Origin of the sequence: Saezia sanguinis, assembly GCF_963921665.1 — a bacterium.
Classification (GTDB): Bacteria; Pseudomonadota; Gammaproteobacteria; order Burkholderiales; family Burkholderiaceae_C; genus Saezia; species Saezia sanguinis.
The window spans coordinates 103879-119823 of record NZ_CAWUGC010000003.1 but is presented as its reverse complement, the minus strand read 5'-3'; the positions used below and the strand labels follow the sequence as shown (position 1 = coordinate 119823).

15 protein-coding genes are annotated in these 15945 nt (G+C 54.4%); 2 read left to right on the top strand and 13 right to left on the bottom strand.

Features of this window, described 5'->3' with window-relative positions:
• The first annotated feature begins 660 nt into the window (after positions 1-660).
• Both AACY98_RS03295 and AACY98_RS03290 read left to right on the top strand, forming a co-directional pair.
• Positions 661-1506 carry a ferritin-like domain-containing protein gene (locus tag AACY98_RS03295; protein ID WP_339801558.1) on the top strand — a complete coding sequence of 282 codons (846 nt, stop codon included), beginning with the start codon at positions 661-663 and terminating at the stop codon, positions 1504-1506.
• Positions 1507-1746: 240 nt separating this feature from the next.
• Positions 1747-2373: a DUF1287 domain-containing protein gene (locus AACY98_RS03290; RefSeq protein WP_339801555.1), complete on the top strand. Its 627-nt coding sequence runs from the start codon at positions 1747-1749 to the stop codon at positions 2371-2373.
• A gap of 77 nt (positions 2374-2450) precedes the next feature.
• Here AACY98_RS03290 and AACY98_RS03285 read toward each other — a convergent pair whose 3' ends face one another.
• From AACY98_RS03285 to nrfA, 13 genes are all read right to left on the bottom strand, one after another.
• Positions 2451-3971, bottom strand: a complete 1521-nt coding sequence (locus tag AACY98_RS03285) for a DUF945 family protein (protein WP_339801552.1) — start codon at positions 3969-3971, stop codon at positions 2451-2453.
• Positions 3972-4080: 109 nt separating this feature from the next.
• On the bottom strand, positions 4081-5592 hold the full coding sequence (locus AACY98_RS03280; RefSeq protein ID WP_339801549.1) for a DUF945 family protein: 1512 nt from the start codon (positions 5590-5592) through the stop codon (positions 4081-4083).
• Positions 5593-5768: 176 nt separating this feature from the next.
• Positions 5769-6437, bottom strand: a complete 669-nt coding sequence (ccmB, locus tag AACY98_RS03275; protein WP_204250907.1) for a heme exporter protein CcmB — start codon at positions 6435-6437, stop codon at positions 5769-5771.
• On the bottom strand, positions 6434-7111 hold the full coding sequence (gene ccmA / locus AACY98_RS03270) for a cytochrome c biogenesis heme-transporting ATPase CcmA (protein ID WP_339801544.1): 678 nt from the start codon (positions 7109-7111) through the stop codon (positions 6434-6436). Before ccmA ends, ccmB begins: the two co-directional genes overlap by 4 nt.
• Positions 7089-8219: a cytochrome c-type biogenesis protein CcmH gene (locus AACY98_RS03265; protein WP_339801542.1), complete on the bottom strand. Its 1131-nt coding sequence runs from the start codon at positions 8217-8219 to the stop codon at positions 7089-7091. Before AACY98_RS03265 ends, ccmA begins: the two co-directional genes overlap by 23 nt.
• Position 8220: 1 nt before the next feature.
• Entirely contained in the window at positions 8221-8769 is a 549-nt protein-coding gene (locus tag AACY98_RS03260) for a DsbE family thiol:disulfide interchange protein (protein WP_339801538.1), read from the bottom strand.
• Entirely contained in the window at positions 8766-10718 is a 1953-nt protein-coding gene (locus tag AACY98_RS03255; protein WP_339801535.1) for a heme lyase CcmF/NrfE family subunit, read from the bottom strand. Before AACY98_RS03255 ends, AACY98_RS03260 begins: the two co-directional genes overlap by 4 nt.
• The gene (ccmE, locus tag AACY98_RS03250) at positions 10715-11242 is read right to left on the bottom strand and encodes a cytochrome c maturation protein CcmE (protein ID WP_339801533.1); all 528 of its coding nucleotides are present in this window, start codon (positions 11240-11242) and stop codon (positions 10715-10717) included. Before ccmE ends, AACY98_RS03255 begins: the two co-directional genes overlap by 4 nt.
• The gene (ccmD, locus tag AACY98_RS03245) at positions 11239-11439 is read right to left on the bottom strand and encodes a heme exporter protein CcmD (protein WP_339801531.1); all 201 of its coding nucleotides are present in this window, start codon (positions 11437-11439) and stop codon (positions 11239-11241) included. The genes ccmE and ccmD overlap by 4 nt, the downstream gene beginning before the upstream one ends.
• Positions 11436-12176 (bottom strand): heme ABC transporter permease CcmC, encoded by a 741-nt coding sequence (gene ccmC, locus AACY98_RS03240; protein WP_339801529.1) that lies wholly within the window; start codon positions 12174-12176, stop codon positions 11436-11438. Before ccmC ends, ccmD begins: the two co-directional genes overlap by 4 nt.
• Before the next feature lie 146 nt (positions 12177-12322).
• Positions 12323-13102 carry a cytochrome c biogenesis protein gene (locus tag AACY98_RS03235; protein ID WP_339801526.1) on the bottom strand — a complete coding sequence of 260 codons (780 nt, stop codon included), beginning with the start codon at positions 13100-13102 and terminating at the stop codon, positions 12323-12325.
• Entirely contained in the window at positions 13099-14373 is a 1275-nt protein-coding gene (locus AACY98_RS03230) for a cytochrome c biogenesis protein ResB (protein WP_339801523.1), read from the bottom strand. Before AACY98_RS03230 ends, AACY98_RS03235 begins: the two co-directional genes overlap by 4 nt.
• A gap of 73 nt (positions 14374-14446) precedes the next feature.
• Positions 14447-15931 (bottom strand): ammonia-forming cytochrome c nitrite reductase, encoded by a 1485-nt coding sequence (gene nrfA / locus AACY98_RS03225; protein WP_339801520.1) that lies wholly within the window; start codon positions 15929-15931, stop codon positions 14447-14449.
• Positions 15932-15945: the final 14 nt, after the last annotated feature.

Sequence of the window (15945 nt, the reverse complement as noted above, 5' to 3'; positions counted from 1 at the left end):
GTTCCCTCAAGGTTCGATGCGCGTCAACTTCTTTTCAGGTAGAACAGTTGGAACCTGATTAAACAGCCCCTTCTCCTAGGCATCTTAAACAGCTCCAGCCAGCCATAACATATTCAAAATTAAATACTTTTAGCGAAATTTAAGTAAAAATAAATTAATTTTGATTAAAAATAACAGCATTTAATAAAAAATTGCATCGCTATATCGGCAACCCAAGAATAACGCAGCAATCTACTACATCTAAAATGCCTATTTCTTGAGTTAGATCATAAATTTACCGATTAATCAGGGTAGGATACAGCCAGTTTACTCTGCTTGTCAGCGCTGGTTCGCTCTCGTACCGGTTCTGCTTGCTGTCATCTGATGAGTTTTGATGGTTGTGCCAAGCCAATCTGCCACCATGATTCTACGGGCTGTATAAAGCGCAGCGTTGTGGGTGCATTTTGAGATCCTGCTGCTCTGTGCCCCCAAGCCCATGGCAGCAGCGGGCTTGTTAAGCTGCCAGCCAGAGTGTTTGAATGCGCCAGATTACACTGCCCTATTTGCCCTATTGTCTGCAGTCAATGGCCGTTCAAGCGTTCACTTTCTGCTTGGGGATGCAACCTGCATGGTATAGAATCTATATCACACTTTTATCAACGACTTACTGGTTAAACGCGTATGGAAACAACAAACGAAACCAAAGACGGTTTGCCCTGGCACATGAGCGAAATTGCTTATGACAAAATTGACACAGAGCAGTTACTCAAAGATGAGCCGCTGATGTTCACACTGGCTGCCGCCTCTTTTGTGGAGCGCGCTTCCGACAAATACACCAGTGAACTGATTGTTCACTTCCAGGACCATAAGGAAGTGGCCGGCTGGCTGCAAGCCAGTTGGGAGCCTGAAGAAGTGCAGCACGGTGACTCGCTGGCCAAGTTTGTCACCACTGTCTGGCCTAACTTTGATTGGCAATCTGCCTATGCGGCCTTCATGGCCGAATATGAACCCACCTGCTCAGGCGAATACTACGAAGAAGACCGCGGACTGGAACTGGTTTCGCGCTGCATTGTCGAAACCGGAACTTCGAGCCTGTATTACTCGATTGGGCACTATTCCAAAGAACCCGTCCTGGTGGACCTGGTCGAGCGCATCCGCAAAGATGAAATCCGGCATTACAAAGTATTTTTGCACTACTTCAAGGAATATATGGAAAAGGCTCCGGCTGGCCGCATCAACATCACGCGCGCCATTCACCGCCGCCTGGATATGATCCGTGACGAAGACAGCGCCATGGCGCTTAAGTACGTGTTCAAGGCACGTTACCCGAACGAACCACTGGATTCAGAGCGTTTTCAACATATCCTGAAAAAATCGACAGAAATCATCCAGTCCAACCTGCCGATTGACACGGCTGTGCGCATGGCGCTTACACCGCTGGATCTGCCCAAACACCTGCATAATTTAACAGAGAGGCTATTCACCTCTTATGCAAGAAAATTTGCGGTCAAGGCACCAACTGCCTGATTGTAAATTCACACCATTCTGTTGGATTCTTCAATTATAAAAGCCTGCTTGTTACCAAGCAGGCTTTTTTTCAGGTGCGCTCAGGTACTGTTAAGTGCTGTCAGGTGCTGCCAGGCGCTACACCATCACACGCTTTGCTACAATGGCTGAGGCTCACCCTGGCACCCCCTGCTTTTGGGAAAGCCGCTCACCGGTAAAACCCGTTTTTAAAGTTCACACCATCTGCTTGTATCAACACCAATGAAACGCCGCATATTCATTCTGGGAGCACTCTCTGGTGCCATCACCTCGCCTGTCCTGACATCTTTGGCATGGGCAACCCCCGGTTCGCCTGAAATTTCCGAGGCGGCCAAGGCACTGGTCAGCGCAGCACGCGAGCAGGTGGGCAGCACACTGATTTATGACGGCAGTTATGTCCGGTTGGACTATCCGGGGGGCGATGTGCCCATGATCCGGGGCGTGTGCACTGACGTGGTTGTACGCGCCTACCGCGCGGCATTTGGCTACGACCTGCAAAAAACCGTGCATGAAGACATGCAACGCGCGTTCTCGGCCTACCCAAACATCTGGGGCATGAGCAAGCCCGACCGCAACATTGACCATCGGCGGGTGCCCAACCTGCAAACATTCTTCAAACGGCAGCGTGCCGCGTTAGCCGTTACTGACAATGCACAGGATTATGCGCCGGGCGACCTCGTCACCTACATGCTGGGCGGCAACCGCCCGCATATCGCCATCGTGTCAGACCGCTATACCATGCTCGGCAAGCGCCCGTACATCATTCACAACATCGGGCTCGGTGCTCGCGAAGACGATATGCTGATGGACTTCAAGATGACAGGCCACTACCGCTTCTTCCCGGCCTGAGCCAAAAAATACAGCACACACGGTGGCCTGACATACGCCGGCACGGCCAGCCTGACAGCCGGCGAACCGGCAACCGCTTAAAACAGCCCCAGTTTTTCGCCGTTGATCTTGACGTCTCCACGGTCAAAACTGAAATCCATGCGGTAATGATCACCGTCCCTGACCAGCACCCTGCTCAAAAAGCCGTCCTCCAGCTCTTCGGCAGAAAACCCGTTCCAGCCATACTCAGGAAAACCGTTGAGCAGCGTATTGGCATCCAGCGAATACGCGGTACGCATACTGACCTTGCTTGGAATCAGGATGTAAGGCGCTATCTTCATTTCTTCATCGTTGATCGGGTAGCCCTTAAACTCCGTCAGCAAGTCTGCAACCGGCTTCTGGTTCACCTGCAGCACCAGCTTGTACTGGTATGCCGGTTCACTTTTGAGGAAAACCGGGATTTCCTGCAACATGAAATCTGTCATCGCCCTGGAAGCGCTGATCGGGTCAGCAGAAGTGTACTCAGCCAATGACAGTTCCACAAAGTGGCTGTAAAAATTCACCATCCATGGCAGATTGAAGTTTTCCATGGAAACATCCAAATCAGCCTTCACCTCCAGCGGTGCATCAAAATAATTGGTACTGCAGGTAATGCGGCCCAGCCCTTTTTCGTTATACAGATCGCCATTGAAATGAGAGCGCCCGTTGAATACCACATTTTCGCAACGGCCCCATTTGCCCGGCCAGGCCGTTGAGGTGACCTCCAGCCGTTTGATAACCGACTCGCCATCACCCACCAGCCAACCCAGCCAGCCTTTTTCAGGCAAAGCACCGGTCGACTTCATACTCAAGCCAACTGCCTCAACACGAACCGTCTGCTCGCCTACATTGGCCTGCATTTCAAAACGCGGCATATCCAGCGCATAGTCCATGCGCTTGCGGGCATCGTGCGTCACCAGGTTCAGCTTGAAGCCATCAAAATCCAGGCGGCCCAGGCCATCAAACTCCCTGGAGAATGCAGGCGCGGCAATGCGCATATCATAATCACGCGAATAATGCCGCACCGTATCTATCTGTAGCGACTCTATATAAGCGCGCAGATACTCAGGCAAGGTGTCGGAATGCACCTTCAGTTGTGTCTGCACATGGGCAATGCCCAGCCCTTGCCCTGCAAGCCACGGGCCATGCTGAATCCGGTTATCCACAATAACCTGTACCTGCACCTGCTGATCATCATCCATTTCAGATGGATAAACATTTTCGGTCAGCAGCGCCACACAGCCATCGTGAAAACGGTCGATTTCATCATCTGTACCGCCGGCACGGGCAGCTTTCCCCATGAACGTGTTTTCAAACAGATAGCACAGCGAGCGCATACCCAGGGCAGACGACGGCCCGTCAAACTGTAAAGCCAGCGTACTGCTGGCCGAGAAAAAGCCCCGCTCATAGCTTTGAGCGGTAATTTTCACCTCAGGCGCATTCGCCGCCAGCCATGTGGAAAGTGCCGCCACTTTTTCTTCATAGCGTTCCTGGGTTTTCACCCCGCTCCACCATACGGCCCCGCAGTAACCCACGCCGATAATGACAAGCAGCCCCAAAAGCAGTTTGATTTTTTTCATCGTCTATCCTATTACAGCCATCCGCACAGCATTCCGGCGCAACAAGCGGCATGTTCCAAAACAAACATCCCGGGTGACCATTTTGTCCCCGGGATGTTGATACAGCAGATTAAAACAGCTTTTTCTCTTCGCCGTTCATCTTGATCGTACCGCGGTCATAAATCAATTCAATTTTGTAGTTGTCTCCATCCCTGACCATTCTGTCCATCAGTGAAGACCCAGGAGCAGGCCAGCCATAATCAGGATCACCATTAAGCATCAGGTCAGCATCCACGCTATAGGCCATACTCAGGAACAGCTTGCTTGGCAGCAGAACATACACCGGCATTTTCGCTTCATCGCTGCTGATCGGGTAGGTCTTCATTTCGGACGACAGGTTCATCACCTTGCGCCCGTTGAGGTGGAAATCGGCATTCAGCAGGTATCCGGGCTCACTGCTGAAAAATACCGGCAGTTGCTCCATCATATAGGCAGCCATTTCACGGTTAACGCGCGGGTCAGAGGTGTCGCCACCGGCCTGCTCCAGCAGCTCCATGGATTTGCTAAAAATATTGGCAAGCGGCTGGGTATCTATATTTGTAACCGACAGATCAAGCACACCCTTCATTTCCAGCGGTTTCTCATAATGGTTGGTTGAGCAGGTGAGAACAACCTGGTCTTTTTCGCCATAAATCGTCCCCTTCAAAGTCGCCAGGGATGTCAGCGAAAGGTTATCACAACGTACCCATTTACCCGGCAATGCATCCGTTGTCAGTTCCAGCTGTTTCAGGCGCCAATCGCTGCTGCCGGTCAAAAACCAGTTCCATGTGCTTTCAAGTGAACGGTCACTGGACTTCAGGCTGATGCCATCCAGCAGCATACTGATCTTCTGATCTCCATCGCCTGCGGCCGTCAGCACCAGGCGTGGTATATCTATGGCCGCATCCATCAGCGTGCGCCCACCATGTGTATTCAGGCGCAGATTAAAGCCCTGAAAGTCGATGCTCTCCGTACCCAGTGTCTTGGTAAAAGGCTGGCCGGCAATGCGCATATCATAATCGCGTGAATAGTGCCGTACCGTATCAATCTGCAGCGACTCAATATAAGACTTCACCTCTGCAGGCAGACCATCGGCATCCACCGACAGTTGCGTATGCACCTTGGCAATGCCAAAACCCGAACCCAGCCACGGACCATGCGAGGCCTGGTTGTTCAGCGTGACCTGAAGATGTACCGGCTCTTCATTTTCCGTTTCAAACGAAGAGGTATCGCCCGATTGCAGCTCAGCACAATTTTCACGCATCAGGTAGATATGGGGATTGAAACTGTTCGTAGCACCCAGGTCAAACAGCCGGCCCATCATCGTGCCATCCTTGATCATGAAGCATGTCAGACGTCCCGCGATAACAGAAGGCTCTCCATCCACTTCTATGCGCAGCATACTGCTGGCGGAAAACAAGCCACGCTCATAGCTTTGTTGCGTCACTCTGGCCTCAGGCAGGTTGGTGGCCAGCCAGGCGGACAGCGCAACTCCTTTTTCTTCATAGCGTTGCTGGGTTTTCACCCCGCTCCACCATACAGCCCCGACATACACCAGCCCCACAATTATCAGCAGGCCCAACAGAACTTTGATCTTTTTCATTGTCTACCTTGGAACATTAATTCATGAAATATTACGCGTTATGCGGGGACCATCATAAACGATTATGAAAGCAACGCAAAAAAAACCGACGATTCCGTCAGCTTTATGCAACTTGTGATGGGTACAGAAAAGGCGAAAAAGCACGCGCGCGGACACATGCCCCGTGCCAGCCGGCACTACTGCAAATTGATTTTGAGCGCTGCGGCAATGAACAGCGGCATCAGGGTGATGGAGCCGACCGAAATCGCCGCAAGCAGCGCCAGATAACCTGTAATAGGCTGCGAGAGCATAGAGGCATTGATCGCCAGGGTTGAAAAAATCAGCGTGGGAATATACAACGGCAGCGTCAGCAGGCTTAACAAAATGCTGCCTTTTCGCAAGCTTACGGTCAGCGCCGCCCCTACCGCGCCAATAAAACTCAGCGCCGGCGTGCTCAGCAGCAGCACCAGCACCACGGTCAGCCAGGTTTGCACATCCAGCGACAGCAGCAATGCAATCACCGGGGAAATCAGAATCAGCGGCAACCCGGTGGTCAGCCAGTGGCAAAACACCTTGGTCAGCACCACCAGCGAAAACGGTACCGGCAACAGAACCAGTTGCTCCAGCGTGCCGTCATGCAGGTCGTCGGTAAACAGCCTTTCCAGCGACAACAGCGTTGACAGCAACGCCGCCACACAGATGATGCCCGGCGCAATCTTTCTGAGCAAGGCAACATCGTGGTCAATGCTGATGGGAAACAGCGTGACAATGATGACAAAAAACAGCAGCGTATTGGCAATCTCAATGCGTTTGCGAAAAGCACAGCACAACTCTTTTTTCAGCAAGGCCAGCAGCATACCCGTCATGCGCCTGCCCCTTGTGCCTGGCTGGCGGATTCAGCCTGCTGATGCAGCGTGATTTTGCGGATGCCCGAATCTGCCGCATGCTGATGGCTGGTAAACAACACAATACCACCCTGGTCGCAGTGCTGGCGAAACAGCGCGATCAGGTTGGCGACCCCCTGCTTGTCAATCGCGGTAAATGGCTCATCCAGCAGCCACACCACGGCACGGCTCAGAAACAGCCGCGCCAGCACCACCCGGCGCTGCTGCCCGGCAGACAACTGGCTGACTGGCCGGTCTTCATAGCCTTTGAGCCCGATGCGCTCGAGCGCCGCATCAATGTCACCCGGCTGTGCCTGTGCTGCTTCGGCGCGCTGATAAAAAGCCAGGTTTTCATAGGCGGTCAGCACATCTTTCAACCCGGTCTTGTGTCCGATGTACAGCATAATCCGGCGATAGGCGTCAGGCTGCTGGTAAATAGACTGCCGCTGCCACAGCACATCGCCCTCTTCGGGCACCGACAGGCCAGCCAGAATCCGCAGCAGGCTGGTTTTGCCCGAACCGTTATGCCCCTCCAGCTGCACCAGTTCGCCGCCCGTCAAGGTATGCGAGACATGCTGAAACAGCCGCCGGTTGCCCTTCCAGCAGCAGACGTTGTCCATGACAAACTGGTAATCACTTGCCTTGCTGTGCATCATAGTCGCGTTTGGCCTGGTCTATGCTTTGCTGGATAACGGAAATACGCGGATTATCCTTGGGCAGAATCTGCAACAGATACTCCCACATGCGGATCGCTTCCTGATATCTGTTCTGCGAATACGCATAAAACGCCAGCGCACTGATGGCATAGGTATCGGTTCTGTTTTGCTGCAAAACCTCGCGCAGCAGTTTTTCGCCAAATGCCGTATCTGCCGGATCGTTCGAGCGTACCAGCAACTGCCCATAAATGCTTTTAATCACAAAGTCATCGGGCCGCAAGGTATAGGCGCGCGACATCGCCTGCAGCGCTTCGCCATAACGGTTCAGCCCCAGGTAGACATCACCCAGCAGCATCCAGTTTGACACATCATCGGGCGTTTTCGTCAGCTCGTCACGCAGCCCGAACGCCAGTTGTTCCATATCCTGTACAGACAACCGTTCATTGATATTGACCGCCCTGGCCTTCAAATCAGGCAACGCCTGCGCCACACTGGCCTGATAGCGCACCTGCTGCCAGCCGCCTGTTTTGTAATAAATGCCGACCGTAAGCAACAGCAAAAACACCCCGGACAGCAGCCAGAAGGCAGGCGCCAGCGGGCGGCTATTCAAAACCGCTGCACTGCCGCCGCGTTCCACCGGCTGCGGCAAATCTTCATCAGCGGCGCCATCAGCAGCGTCATCAGCGGCGCTACCTGCCGGCATGGCGGCAGGCACATGACGGGAGCGGTAAACCAGAAACGCCACCCCAATCAGCAGCACACACAAAGGCCCCAGCCACAGCACCACCGTCACAGGTGTCACCGGCGGGGCATAGGTAATGAAATTGCCATAGCGCGCCACCATGTAATCCACCACCTGCTGCTTGCTGTAGTCCTGCTGCAGCAGCTCATACACCTTGTCGCGCATATCGTTCGATAGCGGCGCGTTCGATTCGGCAATGTTATTGTTCTGGCACTGCGGGCAGCGCAGCTCGGCAACCAGTTCGTTATACGTCTTTTCCTGCTGCGCTGACTTGAACTCGTGCGTATCCACTGCGGCATGCGCGATGTTGCCCAGGCCGCTGCCCACACAGAACGCCGTCAACAAAAACACCAGCCAGCGCCGCATATCAGTTCACTCCCCCATACTTTTGCCACAAGGGAGCCAGCACATTGATCCAGACCTGATCGTTCAGCTCGCCTGCGAGCCGGTAGCGAATGATCCCGTTGCCGTCCACCAGAAAAGTTTCCGGCGCACCATACACGCCCAGGTCCAGCCCGATGCTGCCGCTTTCATCGTAAATATTCATCGTATAAGGATTTTTCAGCCGGCTCAGCCACATGACCGCTTTGGCACGGTCGTCCTTATAGTTCACCCCGACAATCCGTATGCCCTGCTGCGCCAGCGTATTCAGATACTGGTGCTCCTGATAGCAGGTGGCACACCAGGTGGCCCAGACATTCAGTAAAAACGGCTTGCCGTTCAAAAGGTCGTCCCGCGTATACGTCTGCCCTTCATCAAGTGCGAGCATCTGAAACTCGGGCAAAGGTTTACCGATCAGCGCAGACTCCAGGTCCGTAGGCTTGTCGCCCTGGCTGTTTTTAAATAACTGCACTAAAAACACCGCCACAATGGCCAGGAAAACAAGCAGCGGAATATAAAGGTAATGTTTTTTCATGTTGCAGCACCTGCAGTCATACGGTAACGGCGGTCAAACACAGCCAGCAGCCCGCCTATGCCCATGCACAGCCCGCCCAGCCAGATCCAGCAGGCGAATGGTTTGTAATACAGGCGCGCCGACCAGGCCGTTTCACTTAAAGGCTCTCCCAGCGCCACGTACAGGTCGCGCGTGAGCGTGGTATTGACGGCGGCCTCGGTCATCGACATTCTGGTGCTTTCATAAATCCGCTTTTCGGCCAGCAGCACCGTTGACAAATGCCCGCCCTGCATCACATTGAACACACCAATCGTACCACGGTAGTTCGGGCCTTTGAGCGGTAGCAACTCTTTAAAAACAAACTGGTAACCACTGATTTCAATGCTGTCGCCCACATTCATGCGCACATTGCGCTCCACCTGGTAATGGTGGCTGAAGCTGATGCCAAAAATCAGCATCGCCATGCCCAGGTGCGCAAGCAACATGCCCCAGTAACCGGCATTGATCGCCCGCAGCCGGCCTCCCCAGCTTCCCTGCGAAGCACGCAACCGGTGCACCAGGCCGTAGAGGGTAAACAGCGCGATCCAGCTCATCAGGAACATGCCGACGAAGTGCCCCCAGAAAAACACCTCGTGGCCGACCAGCGAAAGCGCCAACGCTGCCAGCAGCGACAGGATAAACCCCGCCAGCAGCGCACGCCCATGGTAGCCGGGCCGGTCCTGCTGCCACTTGACCACTGGCGCCAGTCCCAGCAGCAAAGCAAAAGGAATCACCAGCCAGTTGAACATGCTGTTAAAGAACGGCGCACCGATGGAGATGCTGCCCAGCCCAAGCTGTTTGTGAAACAGCGGCAACAACGTACCCAGCAGCACCACCAGTGTGGCTGCCAGCAGCAGCACGTTGCCGGCAATGATGAAACTGTCTTTGGAAAAAAGCGCAATCCCCTGCTTCTGGTTCCTGATCTTGTACCCCCGCATGGCAAACAGCAGGAACGAGCCGCCAATCACCACAACAAGGTAAGCCAGAATAAACATGCCGCGGCTCGGGTCGCTTGAAAACGCATGCACCGAAACCAGAATGCCCGAACGCACTAAAAAGGTGCCGATCAGGCACAGCGAAAACGTGGTAATCGCCAGCAGCAGCGTCCAGATTTTAAAGTTGCCGCGCTTTTCCGCCACCGCCATCGAATGCACCAGCGCCGTACCGGTAAGCCAGGGCATCAGCGAGGCGTTTTCCACCGGGTCCCAAAACCACCAGCCGCCCCAGCCCAGTTCCAGATAAGCCCAGACCGAACCCAGCAGAATGCCCAGCGTTAAAAACACCCACGCCACCAGCACCCAGGGGCGTGCCCAGCGCATCCACTGCTGGTCAAAACGCCCGCGAATCAGCGCCGCAATGGCAAATGCAAACGCCACCGAAAACCCGACGTACCCCATATACAGCAGCGGCGGGTGAAAAATGAGGCCAATATCCTGCAACAGCGGATTCAGGTCCTGCCCTTCAATCGGATACAGCGGAAAAGTACGCGCAAACGGATTGGACGTAAAAACAATGAACAACAGAAACCCGGCATTGACAAACCCCATCACCGCCAGCACGCATGAGGTGGCCTGCTCGTCAATCTTGCGGCGCGACAGCGCTACCGCCAGCGTCCAGCACGCCAGCAGAAAACTCCACAGCAACAGCGACCCTTCATGCGCACCCCAGGCCGCCGCAATGCGGTAATACACCGGCAGCGTGCTGTTGGAATTCTGCGCAATATAACGCACCGAAAAATCATTGGTCACAAGCCCATAAACCAGGCACAGCGCCGCCACCAGAATCACGGCAAACAGCGCATATGCCAACGGACGCGCGGTTTGCAGCAAAGCCGCACGGTGCGTCTGTATGCCAACAATGGGCAATACCATCAGCAACATGGCAAAACCACATGCCAGCGCCAATGCAAAACTGCCCAGTTCAGGAATCATAGTGCACCACCCTGCTGTGTTGTATTGGGCTGTACGTTGGACTGCGTATTGGATTGTGTGTTGGACTGGTATGACGATGCCGGGCCGGAATGGTTCTCCTGCATCGCCTCTGTTACTTCGGGCGGCGTGTAATTCTCGTCGTGCTTGGCCAGAATGGTATCGGCCTCAAACCTGTAGTTTTCACCCAGCACCCCTTTGGCTACCACGCTCTGCCCTTCTTCAAACAGATCGGGCAGAATGCCTTCATAGCTGACATGAATCTGCGCATCCTTATCGTAAACCACAAATTCAACCGCCAGCGAATCCGGGTTGCGCTCGACCGAGCCCGGCAACACCATGCCGCCCAGTTGCAGGCGCTGGCCCACCTCGGGTATCACACCCTGGCGTCCGAACACCACCTGGCTCGGGGTGTAAAACAAATCTATATTGCCGCGCAGCGCGTACAGCAGCAACCCGGCGGTCAGGCCAACCCCGACGAGCAGCAAAACCACCAAAACCAGTCGTTGTCCTACGCCACTTTTCATTCTTGATACTCAGCCTGTGTCTGTTGGGTTGATTTCAGTTGCCGCAACACATTTTTTTCAGTCTGCCGCTGCTGGTAAAAAATAAAACCGCTCAAAACCAGCATGGCAACAACCACCAGCAACACGGCCGGCCACACCGAAGTGGCATAACCGTTCATCGAAAAAAATGCCTGCCAGGAAGAAAACGCCGGAGTCATTGGGTGCCTCCTTTCAACAACAACTGTTCAATCTGCCAGTTACGCCGTATGCTGTTTTGCAGCAGCATCGTTCTAAAGCGTACCAGCGTCAGTGCCATGAACAGCATCATGTAACCAAAGATGGCAATTCGCAGCGGTACGCGCATGGCGCTGTTGATGGTGTTATGGAACTGCGTTGACGCCTGGTGCAGCGACTGCCACCACTCCACCGAAAAATGAATGATCGGCAGATTAACTACCCCTACCAGTAATAGTATCGCAACGATGCGCCCGGCGTGCTGATGATTGTCAAACGTGTGGTAAAGGCCAATGGCGCCCAGGTACAAAAACAGCAAAATCAGCTCGGAAGTCATGCGTGCATCCCACTCCCACCAGGTGTTCCACATGACCTTGCCCCAGATAGAGCCCGTGCCCAATGCAATGAACGTGAACGTGGCGCCAATCGGTGCCATCGACATCATCAGCAGTTCACTGGGTTTGTTTTGCCACACCAGTGCCACAAAGGCGCAAACCGCCATCAGCGCATAAATCCCCATCGACCACATGGCCGCCGGCACATGAAAATAAATGATGCGGAACCCGTCTCGTTGTTTGGCATCTGCCGGTGCAAAACCCAGCCCCCAAGCCCAGCCAAGCAACAATAAAAACACCGCAATCACCATTAACCATGGCCACAACATGGAACACGTTTTATACAGCCGGTAAGGTAGGGGGAAAGATGAAGTGGATTTTGACATACAAATTTATAAATCAGCAGGCATTTGACACACGCTCTCCTGCCACTGCAGCAGCAGATGCCATCACAAACAGGGCGGTTGTCTCATGCCATATCGCTACTACAAAACACAGGTGATCATTAGCTCTGACATTCATTATTCATTTCTTAAGAGTATACATGGATACTGCCCTGCGCAGAAGGCAAATAATTCACACCAATCCACGCCATCATCAGCAACACCAGCGCCACCGGCAGCAACCATAACGCCTGTCGGGTATAGCCGCCATGCAAGCGCAGATGGATAAAACCCAAATACACCGTTGCCGTGATAAAAGCCCAGGTTTCCTTGGGGTCCCACGACCAGTAATGCCCCCAGGCCATTTTGGCCCACAGCGCGCCGGAAATAACGCCCAGCATCAGAAAGCCAAAGCCAATGCAGGTAATGTTGTCAATCAGCACATCGAGCTTGGGATCGGGATTGTTCTTTTTCAGCCGCACCAGTTGCATTACACCGGCAATGGTGGCCACCCCCAGCATGGCATACGAGAAGATGTACACCGTCACATGCGGTATGAACCACGGGCTTTGCAGCGCCGGCACCAGCGTAATCGAATGAATCTCCGGCCGCACAATATTGATCACCATGAACACGGTTGCCATCATGCCGGCAAAAAGCAACAACCAGCGGTACTTCCAGTGCCAGTACACCAGCAGCCCAGCAATCGAGAGGAAAAACGCATACCACAGCCGTGTTTCGCCCATGGTGCGCAACGGCGGGCGTTGCAGGGTATGCCACAAGCCCGCAATAAACACCACCAGAATCAATATGCCGGCCAGTTGCAGCACCAGCGCGCCGCGCCGTTTGTGCAGATAGGCCAGCACACCGGCCAGCAGCCAGCAGCAAATGGCTGCCAGCGCCAAAGGAGGAAACCACGACCAGGTCATATGCCTCCCTCCGTCTTCTTTCTGCCCGTCCAGATCAGCCCGGCGCATCCCAGCGCCAGTACCGCAAACCCGGCATACACGTAATAAAGCCACGGGTCATACACCAGCTCAATGCTGCTGTAGGCAGACATGGTACCGGCACGCGTATCGTAGCTGTACTGATAAATCGTCCAGTGCCCGATCTCCAGCGGTTTATTCACCTCCAGCACCGCATCAACGGTCTGGCCGTCCTGGGTATAAACCGTGATGTCCGATGCAAAACGCTTGGGCTCGGGCTGTGCCATTGCCAGGCTGTAGTTTTCGTCCAATGGCAGCCGCATATAAAACTGCGACATATTGCCCGAACTGACCCAGCCGGTACGCTGCTGCGTATTATCTGAATTGTGTGCGGTTACCAAAGCAGCCGGTACGGCACCTTCCATCGGCCATGCGCTGTACGTATTGCTGCTGTTGCGTGCGGCTTTTTCCAGATAAGTTTCCACATGCACGGTCCAGCCGGGCAGGCGGCCATCAGGGGCATCCGGATTGATCTGGTAAAAAACCGGGCGCGATGGTGGCTGCGGTGTGGCGGTCACACGGTCGATCACTACCAGTTTGGGCGGGAAAAAATCAATCGTAAAATCATTGAGCCGAATCTCCAAGGGCAGCTCAACCGACTCCTGCGCGTGGTTTTTACCGCTCCACTGCATTTCGCCTTTGCGCACCAGCATCACATAACGGCCAATGTCCACATAACCCAGCCCGGCCACCAGCAGCACAAACCACAAGCCGACATGGTTGCAGTAAAAAGCCCACTGCGCAATTTGCGGATGCGCCAGCCGCCGCGCCACCAGCAGTCCCAAAGACAGCAGCAACAAAAAGTAAATGAATACGAAAGGCCAGGAGGCCGTCATGCGCGCCCAGCCAAGGGCATGCCACACCGGCGGCGAGGCTTGTTGCGCGTCGGGCTGCACAGGCAGCAATGTATCCTGCGGCGTCAGCCCCATGATCAGGCCCAGCAGCAAAAAAGCCCCCAGCAGCGTCACCGCAAAAGGCACGCCGGAAAGCCAGACAATGAAAGGGTTATTGCGAAGGAAAAACCCGCCGATCAGCAGCAACACCAAAACGGCAGCAACAATCATGTTGACCGGATAGCGCAGCAGCAGGAAATTAAACGGCCCCACGCTGAACTGGAGCGCATACCCTACCAGGATCAGGCCGGCAATGAAAATCATGCTTTCCCGATACAGCCAGGGAAACTGCCACAGTGTTTTTCGTCGTCGTTCTGTCATGCGTGATGAAATAAAAAAGTACCTGTTTGCCCGATGACAAACAGGTACAACTCAGATGTCAAACCATTCTAGCTTATAAGCGGCCATTCTGTTTGGCCGTTTCAAGCCATTGCGGTATCACAGTTTTCAGCCACTCTTCGTTTGCAGCCCGTTCTTTTTCGATATCAAAGCCGATGTAAGCAGAGGCTGCTGCCCGGGTGGACAGGTCAGGCATCGGCACATCGGTGACACCGTGGGCAAACAGTACCTGCTGCAAGGCAATCTGGGCCTGCAGCGCTCTATCAAGCCCGTGGGCCAGGATGCGCTGTGTTTCCACCGGTGCATGGAACGATGCACCATGAGAAGCCACACCATAGTCCCAACGCCATCCTGCTTCGCGGATCAGTTGCAGCGCAGGAGCCATTTCCTCAGCGGTAGCACCCGCATCCCAGGCCGCTTTGGCCATGATGTGTGCGCGCACCAGTTCGGGTTCAAGCCGGTCGCGGATTTCCAGTACCTTGTCCTGGTTCTGTTCCACATACATGCGCAGGTTAGCTTCGCTGTCGCGGTGGCAGGTGCCGCAGGTGCCACTGATGTTGTTCAGCGGGCTCATGATCTGGTGATTCGAGTACTTGACGCCGCCTTCACTGACGTAAGGCAGGTGGCAGTCGGCACAGGCCAGTCCGCGCTGTCCGTGCGGTCCAAGCAGGAACAGTTCATAGTCTGGGTGCTGTGCCTTGAGCATGGGCGCCTTGCTGATGGAGTGTGTCCAGTCAGAGTACTTCGCCGCATCATAGTAGGCTTCCATCGCTTCCACAGTCATACCGCCATCCCACGGGAAGGTCAGGTACTTGCCGTCACCCTGGAAATAATATTCCACGTGGCACTGTGCACAGACCAAGGAGCGCATTTCCTGATTGGTTGCCTGCGTGATATCGCGCCCCTGACGGTGGAATGCTTCTACCAACGCCGGACGTGTAATCGTCAGGCTCATCGTCACCGGATCATGACAGTCACCGCAACCAATCGGGTTCACCACTTCAGCCCCAAGTGCGCCCCACTTGGCTGAATAGAAGTTGGCGATGCCCATCTCCTCCATCAGGCGCGGTACGTCCGGGCTCTTACAGGCCCAGCAGGTGCCGGGCTGCGGCCCGTCTTCCGGGTTACGCGGTGTTCCGGTACGCATACTGACGTACTGGTCTTCCAGTGCATACATGTGGCCGCGCGGAGCAGAATAGTCTTTCGCAAAAGCATACCCGGCCCACAGCACCACCATGTTCGGACGCGAGGAGAGCACATCTTCAGGCATGTTGCCCATGTGCTTGCTTCTGAAGTCCATGTTGGCAGTTCGCTTCCACGTTTCAAACTCGCGTGGGAAGTTCTGTCCCCAGATTCTGTTGCGCGGCTCAATGCCGGTAATTTCAACCTTCCGGTTGTTGAAAACGGATGCAGTGGTTTCTGCGCGCCGCTCGGTGATTGACGCTGCCAGCATTCCCAGCAGGAATACCGCGAGCATGATGACGAAAAAGATGACCCAGCCTATGACCGGTCTTTCTTTGATGGATGCGGTGAGTTTCATGATAGCTCTTCCCG